The sequence below is a fragment of the Enterobacter cloacae complex sp. IR5428 genome (genome assembly GCF_049238585.1).
In the GTDB taxonomy this organism is placed as follows: Bacteria; Pseudomonadota; Gammaproteobacteria; order Enterobacterales; family Enterobacteriaceae; genus Enterobacter; species Enterobacter intestinihominis.
Map to the genome: position 1 here is coordinate 103,501 of NZ_JBMKHV010000001.1, position 14,866 is coordinate 118,366.

10 protein-coding genes and 2 pseudogenes are annotated in these 14,866 nt (G+C 55.8%); 6 read left to right on the top strand and 6 right to left on the bottom strand.

What is annotated here, in order from left to right; translation table 11 throughout:
* Positions 1-183: 183 nt before the first annotated feature.
* Positions 184-357: pseudogene (locus tag ACOTXC_RS00510) on the top strand (GnsA/GnsB family addiction module toxin).
* Positions 358-443: 86 nt separating this feature from the next.
* Here ACOTXC_RS00510 and ACOTXC_RS00515 read toward each other — a convergent pair.
* Both ACOTXC_RS00515 and ACOTXC_RS00520 read right to left on the bottom strand, forming a co-directional pair.
* Positions 444-1,280: an alpha/beta fold hydrolase gene (locus tag ACOTXC_RS00515; RefSeq protein ID WP_250116497.1), complete on the bottom strand. Its 837-nt coding sequence runs from the start codon at positions 1,278-1,280 to the stop codon at positions 444-446.
* 659 nt (positions 1,281-1,939) lie between these two features.
* Positions 1,940-2,929 (bottom strand): 2-hydroxyacid dehydrogenase, encoded by a 990-nt coding sequence (locus ACOTXC_RS00520; protein ID WP_003857375.1) that lies wholly within the window; start codon positions 2,927-2,929, stop codon positions 1,940-1,942.
* 210 nt (positions 2,930-3,139) lie between these two features.
* On the opposite strand from ACOTXC_RS00520, the gene ACOTXC_RS00525 reads away from it, so the two are divergent.
* Genes ACOTXC_RS00525 through ACOTXC_RS00535 form a run of 3 tightly spaced genes read left to right on the top strand, consistent with a single transcriptional unit; the run spans position 3,140 to position 6,292 of the window.
* A complete protein-coding gene (locus ACOTXC_RS00525; RefSeq protein ID WP_421767287.1) occupies positions 3,140-5,779 on the top strand; it encodes a YdbH family protein in 2,640 nt (879 codons plus the stop codon).
* Positions 5,776-5,967, top strand: a complete 192-nt coding sequence (locus ACOTXC_RS00530; protein ID WP_003857369.1) for a YnbE family lipoprotein — start codon at positions 5,776-5,778, stop codon at positions 5,965-5,967. The genes ACOTXC_RS00525 and ACOTXC_RS00530 overlap by 4 nt, the downstream gene beginning before the upstream one ends.
* A gap of 7 nt (positions 5,968-5,974) precedes the next feature.
* Positions 5,975-6,292, top strand: coding sequence for a YdbL family protein (locus ACOTXC_RS00535; RefSeq protein ID WP_022648010.1), 318 nt, complete (start codon positions 5,975-5,977; stop codon positions 6,290-6,292).
* On the opposite strand, the gene feaR is transcribed toward ACOTXC_RS00535, so the two are convergent.
* On the bottom strand, positions 6,293-7,201 hold the full coding sequence (feaR, locus tag ACOTXC_RS00540; protein WP_023300024.1) for a transcriptional regulator FeaR: 909 nt from the start codon (positions 7,199-7,201) through the stop codon (positions 6,293-6,295).
* A gap of 241 nt (positions 7,202-7,442) precedes the next feature.
* On the opposite strand from feaR, the gene ACOTXC_RS00545 reads away from it, so the two are divergent.
* Together ACOTXC_RS00545 and ACOTXC_RS00550 are read left to right on the top strand one after the other, a co-directional pair.
* Complete coding sequence (locus ACOTXC_RS00545) at positions 7,443-8,942, top strand: aldehyde dehydrogenase family protein (RefSeq protein ID WP_022648012.1); 1,500 nt, start codon at positions 7,443-7,445, stop codon at positions 8,940-8,942.
* 152 nt (positions 8,943-9,094) lie between these two features.
* Positions 9,095-9,169 (top strand): annotated as a pseudogene (locus tag ACOTXC_RS00550) (hypothetical protein); the annotation flags it as partial.
* 97 nt (positions 9,170-9,266) lie between these two features.
* Here ACOTXC_RS00550 and ACOTXC_RS00555 read toward each other — a convergent pair.
* The 3 genes from ACOTXC_RS00555 to tynA form a co-directional block, all read right to left on the bottom strand.
* Positions 9,267-10,373, bottom strand: coding sequence for a GGDEF domain-containing protein (locus ACOTXC_RS00555; protein ID WP_045309013.1), 1,107 nt, complete (start codon positions 10,371-10,373; stop codon positions 9,267-9,269).
* A 52-nt stretch (positions 10,374-10,425) separates the two neighbouring features.
* Positions 10,426-12,399 (bottom strand): alkyl/aryl-sulfatase, encoded by a 1,974-nt coding sequence (locus ACOTXC_RS00560; RefSeq protein WP_048966596.1) that lies wholly within the window; start codon positions 12,397-12,399, stop codon positions 10,426-10,428.
* Between the two features lie 166 nt (positions 12,400-12,565).
* Complete coding sequence (tynA, locus tag ACOTXC_RS00565) at positions 12,566-14,839, bottom strand: primary-amine oxidase (protein WP_421767288.1); 2,274 nt, start codon at positions 14,837-14,839, stop codon at positions 12,566-12,568.
* Between the last annotated feature and the right edge of the window lie 27 nt (positions 14,840-14,866).

Below are 14,866 nucleotides of genomic sequence, written 5' to 3' on the forward strand. Positions count from 1 at the left end.
TTGGCACAATAACAGCTTATTCAAATAATGCAATCTAAATGCATATTTAAATGCAATGGCCCCATCTGCCCCTCATCTCAAGGTGAAGGCAGCATACGTAACGCAGATAGTCTACGCTTTACATAGGGTTATGGTTAAAACCAGTTAGATACTGGAAACAGTAAACGGCCGCAAGAGGTAAATATGAAAGTTGACGCAATGACGCAAAAGGCAGAGGAAGAAATTTCAGCGCTTATAGCCAAAAAAATTGCAGAATTACGAAAAAAAACAGGGTAGGAAGTATCTGAAATTGAGTTTATCGCTCGTGAGGCCATGACAGGCCTGGAGGGGTATGAAGTAAAAATCAAACTCCTGTAAGCGTTTCTTCCTGAAATGTCGCTCAATTCTTGCCGCAAAAGAGAACCGGGCGTGGTGCCCGGTTGTTTTATGGATAATCAACGTCTTTATAAGCGAATAAACGTCAGGATATCGGCATTTATGGTATCTGCATGCGTGGTATGCATCCCGTGCGGGAAGCCTGGATAGATTTTTAGCTCGCTGTTTGCGAGCAGCTTATCCTGAAGAAGGGAGGCATTTTTATACGGGACGACCTGATCGTCATCACCCTGCAACACCAGGACGGGAACCGTGATGGCTTTGAGATCGTCCGTCTGGTCGGTTTCTGAAAATGCCTTAATGCCATCATAGTGGGCTTTGGCGCTACCGATCATACCCTGACGCCACCAGTTCTGGATTGTTCCCTGCGAAACCTCTGCTCCGTCTCGGTTAAATCCATAGAAAGGACCGCTGGCGACGTCGAGGTAAAACTGGGCGCGGTTAGCGGCCAGCGCCTGGCGGAAGCCGTCGAACACCTCAATGGGCGTACCGCCGGGGTTCGTGTCTGATTTTACCATCAGCGGAGGAACGGCGCTGACCAGTACCGCTTTGGCCACTCGCCCCTGAGGCTGGCCGTACTTCGCAACGTATCTGGCGACCTGGCCTCCGCCGGTGGAGTGGCCGACGTGCACGGCATTACGCAAATCAAGGCTTTCGACCACGGCTGATGCGTCGGAGGCATAATGATCCATATCATGACCTTCACTCACCTGATCGGAACGACCATGACCACGACGGTCGAGGGCGATGACGCGGAAGCCTTCTGCAAGGAAAAAGAGCATCTGGTTATCCCAGTCATCGGCGCTCAGCGGCCAGCCGTGATGGAAAACGATCGGCTGCGCATCCTTCGGACCCCAGTCTTTGTAATAAATACTGACACCATCTTTCGTTGTTACGAATGCCATATTTCAGACTCCTCTGCTAATGGCAACATGTGTGAAGGCTAAGTAAATAGCCCAGCATTTAGGGACGTAATAAAACTGACTTATATTAATCTTATTACTGATATATCTGCTTAAAGTGTAGAAGGGTTCCTGAAAACAGTTATAGATTAATTTTGTATGGTCATTATTTATTTTTAAACGAAATATCTTCTAAACCAGCCGGGGCACTGTGTTATTTTTCTCGCGTGGTGAATCCCCCTGTGCGGAGGGGCTAAACAGCACGTGTAGCTTAGGCAATCAGTAGCGGGTCAAGGTGGCTGACCAACGACTCACCGGGAGGCACCCGGCACCACACATACGTTAAAGCTTGTATCTCGCTGAATTTATTAGGGATGGTGTATGAAGTTGGGCTTTTTGGCTGGAGCAGTGCTGGCAACCTGGTTGTCTTTAACCTACCCGACGCAAATGAGAGCTGTTTTTGAACAACTGGTTACGATAGTGCAGCAAATCACGCAGCCTTCAGCAGAGCCTCATTCTGATATGGTCACACCGGAACAGTCATATCCTTGATTGTTATATTTACGATGAACGCTACCCATCTTAATAGTTAACCTGTGCTTATTTTTCTGATGGGCTTATTATTGGCCGGGCAGAGGTTACCGCCACCCGGCCTGACGGTCTTAAACGATCGCGTTAGGGCACGCTTCGCCCTTATCAAGCTGCTGTAAATTCCCCAGCGTGGTTTCCGAAATACTGATCAGCGCTTCGGCGGTCAGAAACGCCTGGTGGCCGGTGAACAACACGTTGTGGCAGGCCGACAGGCGACGGAACACGTCGTCCTGAATCACGTCGTTAGATTTATCCTCAAAGAACAGATCGCGTTCGTTCTCATACACGTCCATACCCAACGCGCCGATTTTTTGCGTTTTCAACGCTTCGATAGCGGCCTGAGAGTCGATCAGTCCGCCGCGGCTGGTATTGATGATCATCACGCCGTCTTTCATCTGGTCGAACGCCGACTGGTTAAGCAGGTGATAGTTTTCAGGAGTCAGCGGGCAGTGCAGGGAGATAACATCAGACTGCGAGAAGAGCGTTTTCAGATCGACATACTCCACGCCCAGCTCCAGCGCAGCGGCGCTTGGGTACGGATCAAACGCCAGCAGGCGCATGCCAAATCCTTTCAGGATGCGTAGGGCGGCCACACCAATTTTGCCGGTACCGATCACGCCTGCGGTTTTACCGTACATAGTAAAGCCGGTCAGCCCTTCCAGAGAGAAATTGGCATCACGGGTACGCTGATAAGCACGGTGAATACGACGGTTGAGCGACATCATCATCCCGACGGCATGTTCTGCCACGGCTTCCGGAGAATAAGCCGGAACGCGAACGACCTTCAGACCCAGCTCTTTGGCGGCATCGAGATCGACGTTGTTAAAGCCCGCGCAGCGCAGGGCAATGTATTTCACGCCCTGTTTTTTCAACTCTTCCAGTACCGGTCGGCTACCGTCATCGTTAACGAAGATACACACGCCTTCGCAGCCGTGGGCGGTTTTAGCCGTCTTTTCAGTCAGCAGAAAGTCGAAAAATTCAAGATCGAAACCGTACGTCTCGTTAACATGTTGCAGATACTTTTTGTCGTACTGCTTTGTGCTATATACCGCGAGTTTCATAAGACTTTCTCCAGTGATTTTGGAACCACGTTAGCATGTTTAAAATTATCTTACAATTTTTCAAAATTCATTGAAATCAATAAGTTCTATGAATTATTGTAGAGCATCTACTCTTAAAAATGGCATTACCTTCAACTGACTGGCTAAACATGCGACAATGAGCGGCAAGAACGGCTTATTTATTTCGCAAAATCAGGATATTAACTGCCCATGAAGGGTAAATACAAAGCCGCAATCGCGCTATTACTGCTGCTATTTCTTGTGCCGCTGACGCTGCTGATGACGCTCGCCCAGTGGGTGCCCACGCTCGCCGGGATCTGGCTTCCCGTTGGAACACGCATCGCGTTTGAAAAAAGCCCTCGGCTCACGCGCCACGCCCTGATCATCCCCGATCTCCGTTATCTGGTAGAAGAGTGCGAAATTGCCCGCGTGGAAAACGTGACCCTGTCACACCCCAGCCGCTGGGATCTGGATATTGGCGCACTTGAACTTAACTCTGTCTGCCTGAGCAAATTACCGCAATCGGCGCCGTCTACGGTGGCGCCGAAAACGCTGGCGCAGTGGCAGGCCATCCTGCCCAACACCTGGCTGACCATCCACCGTTTTACCCTTTCTCCCTGGCAGCAGTGGGAGGGTGAGCTGCATGCCTCACTCACGCCAGCCCGCCAGGACATCACCTATAAAGGCGAGCAGGTGAGCATTAAGGGGCAGTTGCGCGGCCAGACGCTCTCCTTCAGCCAGTTCGATGTGCAGCTGCCGGACCAGTCGCAGCCCGTGAAGCTGGTCGGTGAATTTACCCTGCCGCTGGTGCCGGACGGCGTACCGGTGAAAGGGCATACGGTCGCGACCTTTAACGTGCCACAGTTATCCTCGCTGGTCGATGCCGATCTGGACTGGGAGGATAATCAGGGCCAGCTGGTGGTTATGGCGCGGGACAACCCCGATCCGCTGCTCGATTTACCGTGGCAGATCACCGCTCAGCAGTTGACCATCAGCGACGGGCGCTGGAACTGGTCAGCCTCCGGTATGCCGATGAGCGGTCGCATCGGCCTGAAGGTGGATAACTGGCAGCAGGGGCTGGAGAAAGCCACCTTCACGGGGCGGCTCAACGTGCTGACCCAGGGGGACGCGGGTAAGGGCAACGCGGTGCTGAATATCGGACCCGGCTCGCTCAGTATGGAAAACAGCGCTATGCCGCTGCACCTGAGCGGGGAAGCCAAGCAAAACGATCTGATCCTGTATGCCAGACTCCCGGCGAAGCTGACCGGCAGCCTTTACGATCCGCAGCTTACGTTTGAACCCGGCGCACTATTGCGCTCGCGCGGACGCATCATTGACTCGCTGGATATCGATGAGATCCGCTGGCCGCTGGCGGGCGTGAAGCTCACGCAAAAGGGCGTGGACGGCCGCCTGCAAGCCATTCTGCGGGCGCATGAAAACGAGATGGGCAATTTTGAGCTGCATCTGGACGGCCAGGCTAACGACTTTTTACCGGACAACGGTTTGTGGCAGTGGCGCTACTGGGGTAAAGGGAACTTCACGCCGATGAACGCGCGCTGGGATGTCCGGGGAACCGGGGAGTGGCGCGACAACGTTATCGAACTGACCGATCTTTCCACGGGGTTCGACAAATTGCAGTACGGCACGATGCTGGTCAGCAAGCCGCGCCTGGTGCTGGATCACCCGGTGCGCTGGTCGCGGGACCCGGATAACCCCACCTTTAGCGGTGCGCTCGCGCTCAATGCCGGCCAAACGCGCTTTTCGGGTGGAAGCGTGCTGCCGCCGTCCGTTTTGACCTTCAGCGTTGACGGGACAGACCCGACGGTGTTCCAGTTTAAAGGGAACCTTCATGCGGATGACATCGGCCCGGTCCAGGTGAATGGACGCTGGGACGGCGAACGCCTCCGCGGTCAGGCCTGGTGGCCAAAACAGTCTCTTACAGTGTTCCAGCCGCTGATCCCGCCAGACTGGAAAATGACCCTGCGCGGCGGAGAAATGTACGCGCAGGTGGCTTTCTCGGCGGCCCCCGACCAGGGGTTTGAGGCCGGGGGGCACGGCGTGCTGAAAGCGGGCAGCGCGTGGATGCCGGATAACGAAATCAACGGCGTTGATTTTGTTCTGCCGTTCCGCTTAAGCCAGGGCACCTGGTCACTGGGCACGCGCGGACCGGTAACGTTACGAATCGACGAGGTGAAAAACCTGGTCACAGCCCGAAATATCACCGCGGATCTTCAGGGCGATTATCCCTGGACCGAAGCGAACCCGCTCCTGCTCACCAACGTGAAGGTGGAAGCGCTCGGCGGGAAAATCACCATGCAGCAGTTGAGAATGCCGCAGCACGATCCGGCTTTACTGCGCGTGGATAATATTTCCTCCAGCGAACTGATAAGCGCGGTAAATCCGAAGCAGTTTGCCATGTCCGGCCCGGTGAGCGGCGCGCTGCCGTTCTGGCTGGACAATGAGAAATGGATCATTAAAGATGGCTGGCTGACCAACCCGGGGCCGATGACGCTGCGCATCGACCAGGACACGGCGGATGCCATTGTGAAAGACAACGTGGTTGCCGGGGCGGCGATCAACTGGCTCCGCTATATGGAAATTTCGCAGTCGTGGACAAAACTCAATGTGGATAATCTGGGTGTGTTAACCATGCAGGCGGCCATTAAAGGCACCAGCCGCGTCGAGGGCAAAAGCAGTTTCGTTAACCTGAATTACACCCATGAAGAGAACATTTTTACCCTCTGGCGCAGCCTGCGCTTTGGGGACAATCTGCAAACATGGTTTGAGCAACATGCGGCGATACCCCTTCTCCGCGGTTCGACAGGCAAGGAAAGTGAGGAACAACAATGAAAAAGAGGGCTGGTGTACTCACCGTGGCCGTCGTCGCGCTGCTGTCAGGCTGCACGCCGCGCATTGAAGTGGCGGCGCCCAAAGAGCCGATCACCATCAACATGAACGTGAAAATCGAGCATGAAATCCATATCAAGGTGGATAAAGACGTCGAAGCCCTGCTGAAATCCCGCAGCGATCTGTTCTGAGGATGCCATGAAACGATTAGCTCTGATGTTACTGGCGCTGGGGATGAACGTTCACGCCGCCACGCTTACGCTCAACGATGCGCGCACCCAGGGGCGCGTAGGGGAAACCCTGAGCGGCTATCTTGCGCCCGTTCAGCACGACGCTGAAACCCTGGCGCTGGTGAACCGTATCAACGCCGCACGCACGGAAAGTTACCAGCAGCTTGCTGACAGCAATAATTTGCCCGTCGACGAGGTGGCGAAAATGGCGGGGCAAAAGCTGGTGGCCCGCGCGCAGCCGGGTGAGTACGTGAAGGGGATTAACGGCAAATGGCTGAAAAAGTAACTAGCGGTAACGCTTACGGTATTCGCCCGGCGAAACCCCGAAACGCTGCTTAAAGGCGGTGGAAAAATGGCTATGGTCGGTAAAGCCCCAGCTGTAGCCAATGCCCGCCAGCTTTTCGTCATCGCCGATGGAACGCAGCGCCTGAGCGCATAAATCGAGGCGACGGTTCTTAATATACTGCGCCACCACCAGCCCTTTCCCGGCAAACATGCGGTACAAGCTACGCACGGACATGCCGCTCTCTGAGGCTATCCACTCCGGTCTTAACGCCTCCGACTGAATATGATCGTCAATCAGGGACAGAACGTGGCGGAACTGACGCTCCTTGCGCGGAAGCACCTCGTCATGCTGCTGGAAGGCCGGACGCAGCAGACACACCATCGCCTCCAGCGCCGCTTCGCTTTCACTGGCGCTGAGATCGGCATTGCCCATGCTCTCCTGTAATAGTCGGTAGCTCAGCTGTACGGTAGGCAAACTGCGGGAGAGGGGCAACGCGCACCTCACTTCCTGAAAACGCGCGTGTTGCTCAATGATTTGTCGCGGGAGCAACAGAGAAATCTGGCGGGAACGCTCCTGCCAGTAAATGGAGCACGGGCGGGAGGCATCAATCAGCGTGATATCCCCGGCTTTCAGCAGCGCGCGCTGGTCGTCCTGTTCGATTCCGGCGCTGCCTTCCAGCTGAAACACGGTGTAGAACCAGGCGTCGTTGCCGTTTTTGATCTCCTGACGGGTGCGAAACAGGTTAACGCCTGCGGCGGTCACCGTGCTCAGCTTCAGACTTTGGGTATAGCTGGTTTCCAGTTCGCCGAGAAACGCCCCCTCTAACGGACGTGCCGCAAAGCGCCCACAAACCTGGTTAATTTGCGCCAGCCACTGCTGAAAATTGTCCTGTTCGCTTGCACATGCCATTGATGTTCTCGCTGCACCGTCACTGTTTTCGCATTGTTGCATTTATGTTGCATATTGTCAGGGCTACGAGGCTGACTATAGGAAAGAACACTCAACGGTTACAGCGATATAAGCGGGAATTATCACGATTTGCGGAGCCTGTCACAGCTGGCAAAGCGAATGTCACACAGACAAAAGCAGGAATGCGAATCCCCTCTTAGACTGCATACACACCCTGCGAAGCATAACGAAGGAGTATCCTATGTCCGAATCACACGTCGCCGTACTGCCTGGCGTGCAGCAGTTTTTAGATCGCCAGCACGGCCTGTGGATCGAAGGGCGTCAGGCGGCATCCGATAGCGAAAAGCGTCTGAACGTCTACAACCCGGCGACCGGAGAGGTCATTGCCTCCACCGCCGATGCCAGCGTTGATGATGTCGATCGTGCGGTGATGTCTGGCTGGCGCGCCTTTGTCGCCCGAAGCTGGGCCGGGCGGCTTCCGGCAGAGCGGGAACGCATCCTGCTGCGGTTTGCGGATCTGGTGGAACAGCATGGCGAAGAGCTGGCACAGCTCGAAACCCTGGAGCAGGGGAAATCGATTAACATTTCCCGCGCCTTCGAGGTGGGCTGCACCCTGAACTGGATGCGCTACACGGCAGGGCTGACCACCAAAATTGCCGGTAAAACCCTCGATCTCTCGATTCCACTGCCGCAGGGCGCGCGTTATCAGGCGTGGACGCGTAAAGAGCCGGTTGGGGTCGTGGCGGGGATTGTGCCGTGGAACTTCCCGCTGATGATTGGCATGTGGAAAGTGATGCCCGCGCTGGCGGCAGGTTGCTCCATCGTGATCAAACCCTCGGAAACCACGCCGCTCACACTTTTACGGGTGGCGGAACTGGCGAGCGAGGCGGGGATCCCGGATGGCGTATTCAACGTGGTGACCGGCAGTGGCGCCGTCTGTGGCGCGGCACTGACCTCGCACCCGCGCATTGCCAAAGTGAGCTTTACCGGATCGACGGCGACGGGCAAGCAGATTGCCCGCGCGGCGGCGGATACGCTAACGGGCGTGACGCTGGAACTGGGCGGCAAAAACCCGGCCATCGTGCTGAAAGATGCCGATCCGGCGTGGGTGATTGAAGGGCTGATGACCGGCAGCTTCCTGAATCAGGGGCAGGTCTGCGCGGCCAGTTCACGTATATATATTGAAGCTCCGCTGTTCGACACGCTGGTCAGCGGCTTTGAACAGGCCGTGAAATCCCTGAGCGTCGGGCCGGGCATGTCGCCGGACGCGTTTATCAACCCACTCGTATCGCGCGCCCACTGCGATAAGGTCCAGGCGTTTCTGGATGAGGCGAAGGCGCACAATGCGGAGCTGATCGCCGGGAACCGGGGGCCAGACGGCAAAGGCTATTACGTTTCGCCAACGCTGGTGGTCAACCCGGATAATCATCTGCGACTGACGCGTGAAGAGGTCTTCGGGCCGGTGGTGAATCTGGTCCGTGTAGCTGACGGGGAAGAGGCGCTTCAGCTGGCGAACGACACTGAATACGGCTTAACGGCCAGCGTCTGGACGCAGAACATCAGTAAAGCGCTGGAGTACACCGACAGGCTACAGGCCGGAACCGTGTGGGTGAACAGCCACACGCTGATAGATGCCAACCTGCCGTTCGGCGGCATGAAGCAGTCTGGCACCGGGCGCGATTTCGGCCCCGACTGGCTGGATGGCTGGTGTGAAACCAAGTCGGTGTGTGTGCGGTATTAAAAAAACGCCGGGTGGCGGCTACGCCTTACCCGGCCTACGGGATCGAGGAAAAAGGTTGGTTTTGTAGGCAGGGTAAGCGCAGCGCCACCCGGCGTAACTTACAGCGACCACCGATTCCGCCCGGCCTCCTTCGCCCTGTACAGCGCCGCATCGGCGCGGGCGATGATTTCCGCCCCGACTGGCTGGACGGCTGGTGCGAAACTAAGTCGGTGTGTGTGCGGTATTAAAAAAACGCCGGGTGGCGGCTACGCCTTACCCGGCCTACGGGAGCAAGGAAAAGGTTGGTTTTGTAGGCCGGGTAAGCGCAGCGCCACCCGGCGTAACTTACAGCGACCACCTATCCCGCCCGGACTCCTTCGCCCGATACAACGCCGCATCGGCGCGGGCGATGATTTCCGGGCCGGCCAGTCCTGGGGTATAGCCTGCAATGCCCATACTCACCGTCACACATTCACTCACCTTCGACGCGCTGTGCGCAATGGCTGCGGTGCGCAGGCCAGCCTGGATCCGCGCGGCGACTTTCTCAGCAACGCTTTCTTCACAGTCAAAGAGGATCACGACGAACTCCTCACCACCGTAGCGCGAAACCACATCCTCTGGCGTGCGCACCGAGGTGTTCAGCACCTCCGCGACCCGCGCGAGACACGCGTCCCCCGCCTGGTGACCATAGGTGTCGTTATACAGTTTGAAGTAGTCGACATCCAGCATCAGGACCGTGAAGCGTTTGCCTTGCTCCACCGCATTTTCCAGCACCAGCTCCATCGCCCGGCGGTTGGCCGTTTTCGTCAGCGGATCCTGATGGGCCAGCGCATCCAGCCGCGAAATTAAACGCTGATTCTGCTGGTTGCGACGCCAGGCCTCTTCAAACCAGCTTAAGAGGATGTAGCGTCCGCAAACGAGAATGAACGTGAACACCACCCACAGCCCGGCAAAGCGAAGGTTCATCTCCTGATTCAGCAGCATGCTGGCAACGGGCATGGTGATCCACAGCGGCGCGATAAAGCACACCAGTCCCACCGGATGAAAATAGAGCGCGGTCATACCGGCCATCAGCAGGGTAACGAATATCGGCCAGGGATGAGGAAGCTGTATCACGTTGATAAACCAGTAACAACTTATCGACCACAGCAGGCTACACATTAACAGCACGGCGCTGACGCCGCGGATGTGGCGCCAGGCCATTATTACCAGCGCCACGGAAAGGATGACTACCCCCAGCATGGAAGCGTCAATCATCTGTGTGAGAGGTGGGCTGACGTGTAAGAGGGTATCAATTTGGCCGAACAGGGAATTGCGCAGCAGGATCATGAGCGCAAAGCTCGCGTTGACGAAGGCGAGCCACGGCAGGTTCATGGCCAGCCCGTGGACAACCATGGCGTTACGGGTCGGCCAGGTCGCGGGCTCCGGAGTGGCGTTGTGTCTTTTTTCCATGAGAGAGAATGTCCCTGTGGCGGGCGGAAAGACCGCCCGCGAGTGCATGCCTTTACGGGGTCACAATGTTAAACCAGAATTCAAATTTATCCATGTAACCGAGCATGGCATCGAGTTTTGCGGCATCGCCCGTCACTTTGATATCGCCATTATCCTGAGCCTGTTTAAGCGTCACTTCTTTCAGGATGATTTTATTCAGCGTATCGCGGTTGAGGGTCACGGTCGCGTCAGCATCCTTCGCTTCGGCGTTCGCCGTGTGGTTCAGCACGCCATTTTCCAGCTCCAGCTTGTATTTGCCGCCGTCGCTGCCGAGGTCGATGTTAAACACCGATTTTGCATCTGCTGCTTTTTCACCGTTGATATGCACCGCCAGATAGTCAAAGAACATTTCTGGCGTCATTGCGCGCACGGTATCCGGGCTGGCGGTATTCGGGGTCGGACCTTTCACCACGCCGTTACGCAACTCCTGCGCGCCGGTCAGGTAGAAGTTACGCCATGGGCCGGATTCAGCCTGATAACCCAACTGCTCCAGCGCATCCGCTTCAAGGTTACGTGCGGCCTGGTTGTTTGGATCGGCGAATACCACTTTGCTGACCACCTGAGCCACCCAGCGATAGTTGCCCTGGTCAAAATCGGTTTTAGCTTTACTCAGGATGGCATCCGCGCCTCCCATATACTCCACAAATTTCTTCGCGGCTTCTTCAGGCGGCAGTTCATCCAGGGTCGCGGGGTTGCCGTCAAACCAGCCTAAATAGAGCACGTAGGTGGCTTTGACGTCATGACTGACTGAACCGTAATAGCCTCGGTTGGCCCAGGTATTGGCCAGGGAGTTCGGCAGCTTGAAGTTGGCGGCGATCTCGTCACGCGTCAGCCCTTCATTCGCCATGCGCAGGGTCTGGTCGTTGATGTAGCGGTAGAGGTCGCGCTGGCTTTTCAGCAGGTTAACCACATTCTCGTTGCCCCAGGTCGGCCAGTGGTGCTGCGCCATGATAACTTCGGCCTTATCACCCCAGCGTACAATTGCCTGGTTGATGTATTTCGACCATGGCAGCGGTTCACGAATTTTCGCACCGCGCAGGGAGTAGGTGTTGTGCAGGGTATGGGTAACATCTTCCGCAGATTCGATCAGCTTTTTCTCTTCGATATACCAGAGCATCTCGGAAGGCGCTTCCGATCCCGGTGCGAGCATAAAATCATAGGTCAGGCCGTCGATCACCTCTTTCTGACCATCTTTCTCGATGATATTGGTCGGGGCGATCAGGGTCACCGTCCCGGCGGAGGTGGTGGTGCCGAGACCCGCACCCACCTGGCCTTTCGCATCCGGCTTCAGCAGGTTGCCGTACATATAGCTGGCGCGGCGGCTCATGACGTTGCCCGCCATGATATTTTCCGCGACGGCGGCCTCCATAAATCCGGCTGGCGCGTAGACTTTAACCTTGCCGGACTTCACGTCGGCTTCGTCCACCACGCCGCGCACGCCGCCATAGTGGTCAACGTGGCTGTGGGTGTAAATAACAGCGACGACAGGTTTCTTGCCGCGATTTTTATAGTAAAGATCCATCCCGACTTTGGCCGTCTCCGCCGACACCAGCGGGTCGACCACGGTAATGCCTTCTTTACCTTCAATAATGGTCATGTTTGACAGGTCGAGGTTACGGATCTGGTACACGCCCTCGGTGACTTCAAACAGGCCGCTGATGTTAATCAGCTGGGACTGACGCCATAAGCTCGGGTTAACCGAATCGGGCGCTTTATCGCCTTCCTTGATAAAGGCGTACTGCTGTGGATCCCAGACGGTGTTGCCTTGCTCCCCTTTGATAATTTCCTGAGGTAGCGGGGCGATAAACCCTTTGTGGGCATTGGTAAAATCGGTGTTATCGGAGAAAGGAAGTTGGTTGAAGAGTGCGTTGTTGGCCTGCTGAGTTGCTGCGGTTGCATCCTTAGGGGCTTCTGCGGCCCAGGCTGAACTGGCGGAAATGAAAAAACCGGCCAGCGCAAGGCTTCTTGCTATCTCATTGACTTTCATCCTAAAACCTCTCGGTTATGTATAGCGTTGTTCATGGACACTTCGATATCTACAAAATGTTTCAGATGTTGCAAAAGCATTAAGCGAAGTAAGATTAACTATAATCGGGGAGTGGTATTCAGCAAGAAAGCGAATGAAAAACCGGGCATCGTGCCCGGTCAACGTGTTATTTCTGCTCTTTTTTCTTACCGAGCGTTGGCGTCTCGTCAAAGAAGTTCCACGGCTTGAGTAACGTGTGCACCCATTCCGTCGGCATTATCGGCCACTCCTCGGCGCGGGCGACATGGGTGGTGCCGGTGGTCATCCAGATGACGTTATCCTGGTCGTTCAGCGACTCGTTATCTTTGCTGTACTGGCCGAGGCCCGTATCGTGCGTGGAACGGTTCGGGTATTTTCCCTCCGGGTACATCTCGTCGGGATGGTAACGCGTCACCCACAGCTGTTTATCCATAAAGCTCAGGCGGTGATATATCCACTCGTCCGGGGCAAACTTCGCGCCCGTCGCCACCGGGTGTGTGCCCCCCGCGTAAGGGATGATCTGATACGAGACCGGGTTGCCCATGCGGTTCTCTTTGCTGGTGTTGCTCAACAGACGGATGGTGCCCGGATCAAACTTCTGCGTCGCCTGCTGTTCGGTATCAATATCATACTGATTAACCTGCATGGTGCTGGTGCGCGGTCCGCCAGCGGTGTTAGGTTTGACGTCCGGATCCATGGCCACCAGCTTGTTGTTGATGCCGTCCACGTCCATATCCAGACGGAAGTTGTAGATGTGCTGGTGGGTGGTGCCGACAATATTATGGTCGATCAGCGTACCGTATCGGGTGTCATCCTTCGCGGTGGCATCATGCATGGTTTTCGTCTGCACGCCTTTCACCGCTTCAATGCCCGTGGCCCCTGCATCAATGCCGATGGTGCCGTTTTCGTGGAATACCCAGTCGAAGATATAATCGTAGTTACCCACGGTGCTGACCCAGCGCACCACCAGCTCGCGGCGCTCGGTGCTGACGTTGGGTTTACCTAACTCCTGATGCTTATACTCCGGCCCGGCGTAACGCTCGAAAATGGCGATCGCCCGGGGGATCTCCATTGGCGCACCGGTATAGTCCGGGATGGTTTCGTTGAGCATCACGGCGTTAGACGGAACATCCTTGCCGCGCACCAGCGGGGAGGTCAGGGTACCCATGCCGTAATCACCGGAGTCCAGGTAGGCCTTAAAGTACCAGCCGATATCCGGGTCGCCGTACGGCACAATCATGCCCCCGAGCGATCCCTGATACATCACCTGTCGCTTTTTGCCGTTGTCGTTATAGGTCACGGTGGAGATCATCGGGCCGACGCGCGAGTCCAGGCTCAGATGAAAATCCCAGTTCTGCCAGTGCACCATATCCCCGGTAATGGTGTAGTTCTTGCCTTCCGGCTCGATAATCTCCAGCGGTTTTTTCACCGTTTCAACGCGGTCACGGCCATCATAAGGACGCGGGGTGAGCGGCACCGGCACGACCGGGCCTTCCTCAATCTTCTGGATTTTCTTCTGCTCGAGATCCACCACCGCAACCAGGTTTTCGATCGGGTGCGCCCAGTAGTTACCGTCGCCCACGTCGAGATAGCTGATCACTTTCAGCAGGCGGTCTTCCTGTTTCAGCCCATCCTTGCCGTCAAAAAAGCCGACGGTAAGCGGGGTGGTGATCACTTTCTTCGGATCGGTAATGCCGCGCTTTTTCAGCACGGCGGCAAACTCCGGGCTTTCATTGATGATCTGCTGCACGGTATTGAAGTCATCCAGCAGCACCATGCCGTGCGCGTCTTTGATCGGCTCCCAGCGGAGGATCTTTTTGTCCTTCAGATCCACCCGGCTTTCGATGATGCGTTTGCCGTCAAGCATAATGATATTGGCCTGGCGGGGCGCATCCACCGCCGTGCCGTTAAGCACGAAGTCCCAGACTTTGGCTTTTTCTGGCTCCGCCAGCGCAATCTGGGTAAAGCGGGTATTGGGTTTAAAATCCGCAGAGGCTTTCACAATGGCTACGGCCTGGTTGATTTCATCAGCGGTCAGCGCGTTTAACGGATGGGGGCGTTTTTCAACCTGGAATGTCTGATCAAGACCGGACTGAAAGACATCGTTGATAAAAGTCTCCGGGATATAGGCCTTATTGTTCTTCATCACCACGGGCACCTGGAGCGTCAGCGGTTTGCCGTTAACGATGGCGGTGTTGGCGCCGGGTTTGACCTTCACAAAGGCACCGTCTTTAGCGATGGTGAACATCTGGGCGTAATCATCCCACTGCACGTCCGCGCCAAACGCCTGAAGCGTTTTGTCCATCGGGACCATATGCGCCTCGCTGCCGTGAGCGTAAACAGGGGATTGCCAGGAGCAACAGAGCGCAACGGCCATGGCCAGTGCCGTTCTACGGGCAGAAAAAGAAGAATTGCTTCCCATCGCAGACCTCATCTTGTTGTGTTTATT

Bases quoted from the DNA above. Each gene is read 5' to 3' on its own strand.
- ACOTXC_RS00515 (WP_250116497.1), bottom strand. From the start codon at position 1,280: ATGGCATTCGTAACAACGAAAGATGGTGTCAGTATTTATTACAAAGAC.
- ACOTXC_RS00520 (WP_003857375.1), bottom strand. From the start codon at position 2,929: ATGAAACTCGCGGTATATAGCACAAAGCAGTACGACAAAAAGTATCTG.
- ACOTXC_RS00525 (WP_421767287.1), top strand. From the start codon at position 3,140: ATGAAGGGTAAATACAAAGCCGCAATCGCGCTATTACTGCTGCTATTT.
- ACOTXC_RS00530 (WP_003857369.1), top strand. From the start codon at position 5,776: ATGAAAAAGAGGGCTGGTGTACTCACCGTGGCCGTCGTCGCGCTGCTG.
- ACOTXC_RS00535 (WP_022648010.1), top strand. From the start codon at position 5,975: ATGAAACGATTAGCTCTGATGTTACTGGCGCTGGGGATGAACGTTCAC.
- feaR (WP_023300024.1), bottom strand. From the start codon at position 7,201: ATGGCATGTGCAAGCGAACAGGACAATTTTCAGCAGTGGCTGGCGCAA.
- ACOTXC_RS00545 (WP_022648012.1), top strand. From the start codon at position 7,443: ATGTCCGAATCACACGTCGCCGTACTGCCTGGCGTGCAGCAGTTTTTA.
- ACOTXC_RS00555 (WP_045309013.1), bottom strand. From the start codon at position 10,373: ATGGAAAAAAGACACAACGCCACTCCGGAGCCCGCGACCTGGCCGACC.
- ACOTXC_RS00560 (WP_048966596.1), bottom strand. From the start codon at position 12,399: ATGAAAGTCAATGAGATAGCAAGAAGCCTTGCGCTGGCCGGTTTTTTC.
- tynA (WP_421767288.1), bottom strand. From the start codon at position 14,839: ATGGGAAGCAATTCTTCTTTTTCTGCCCGTAGAACGGCACTGGCCATG.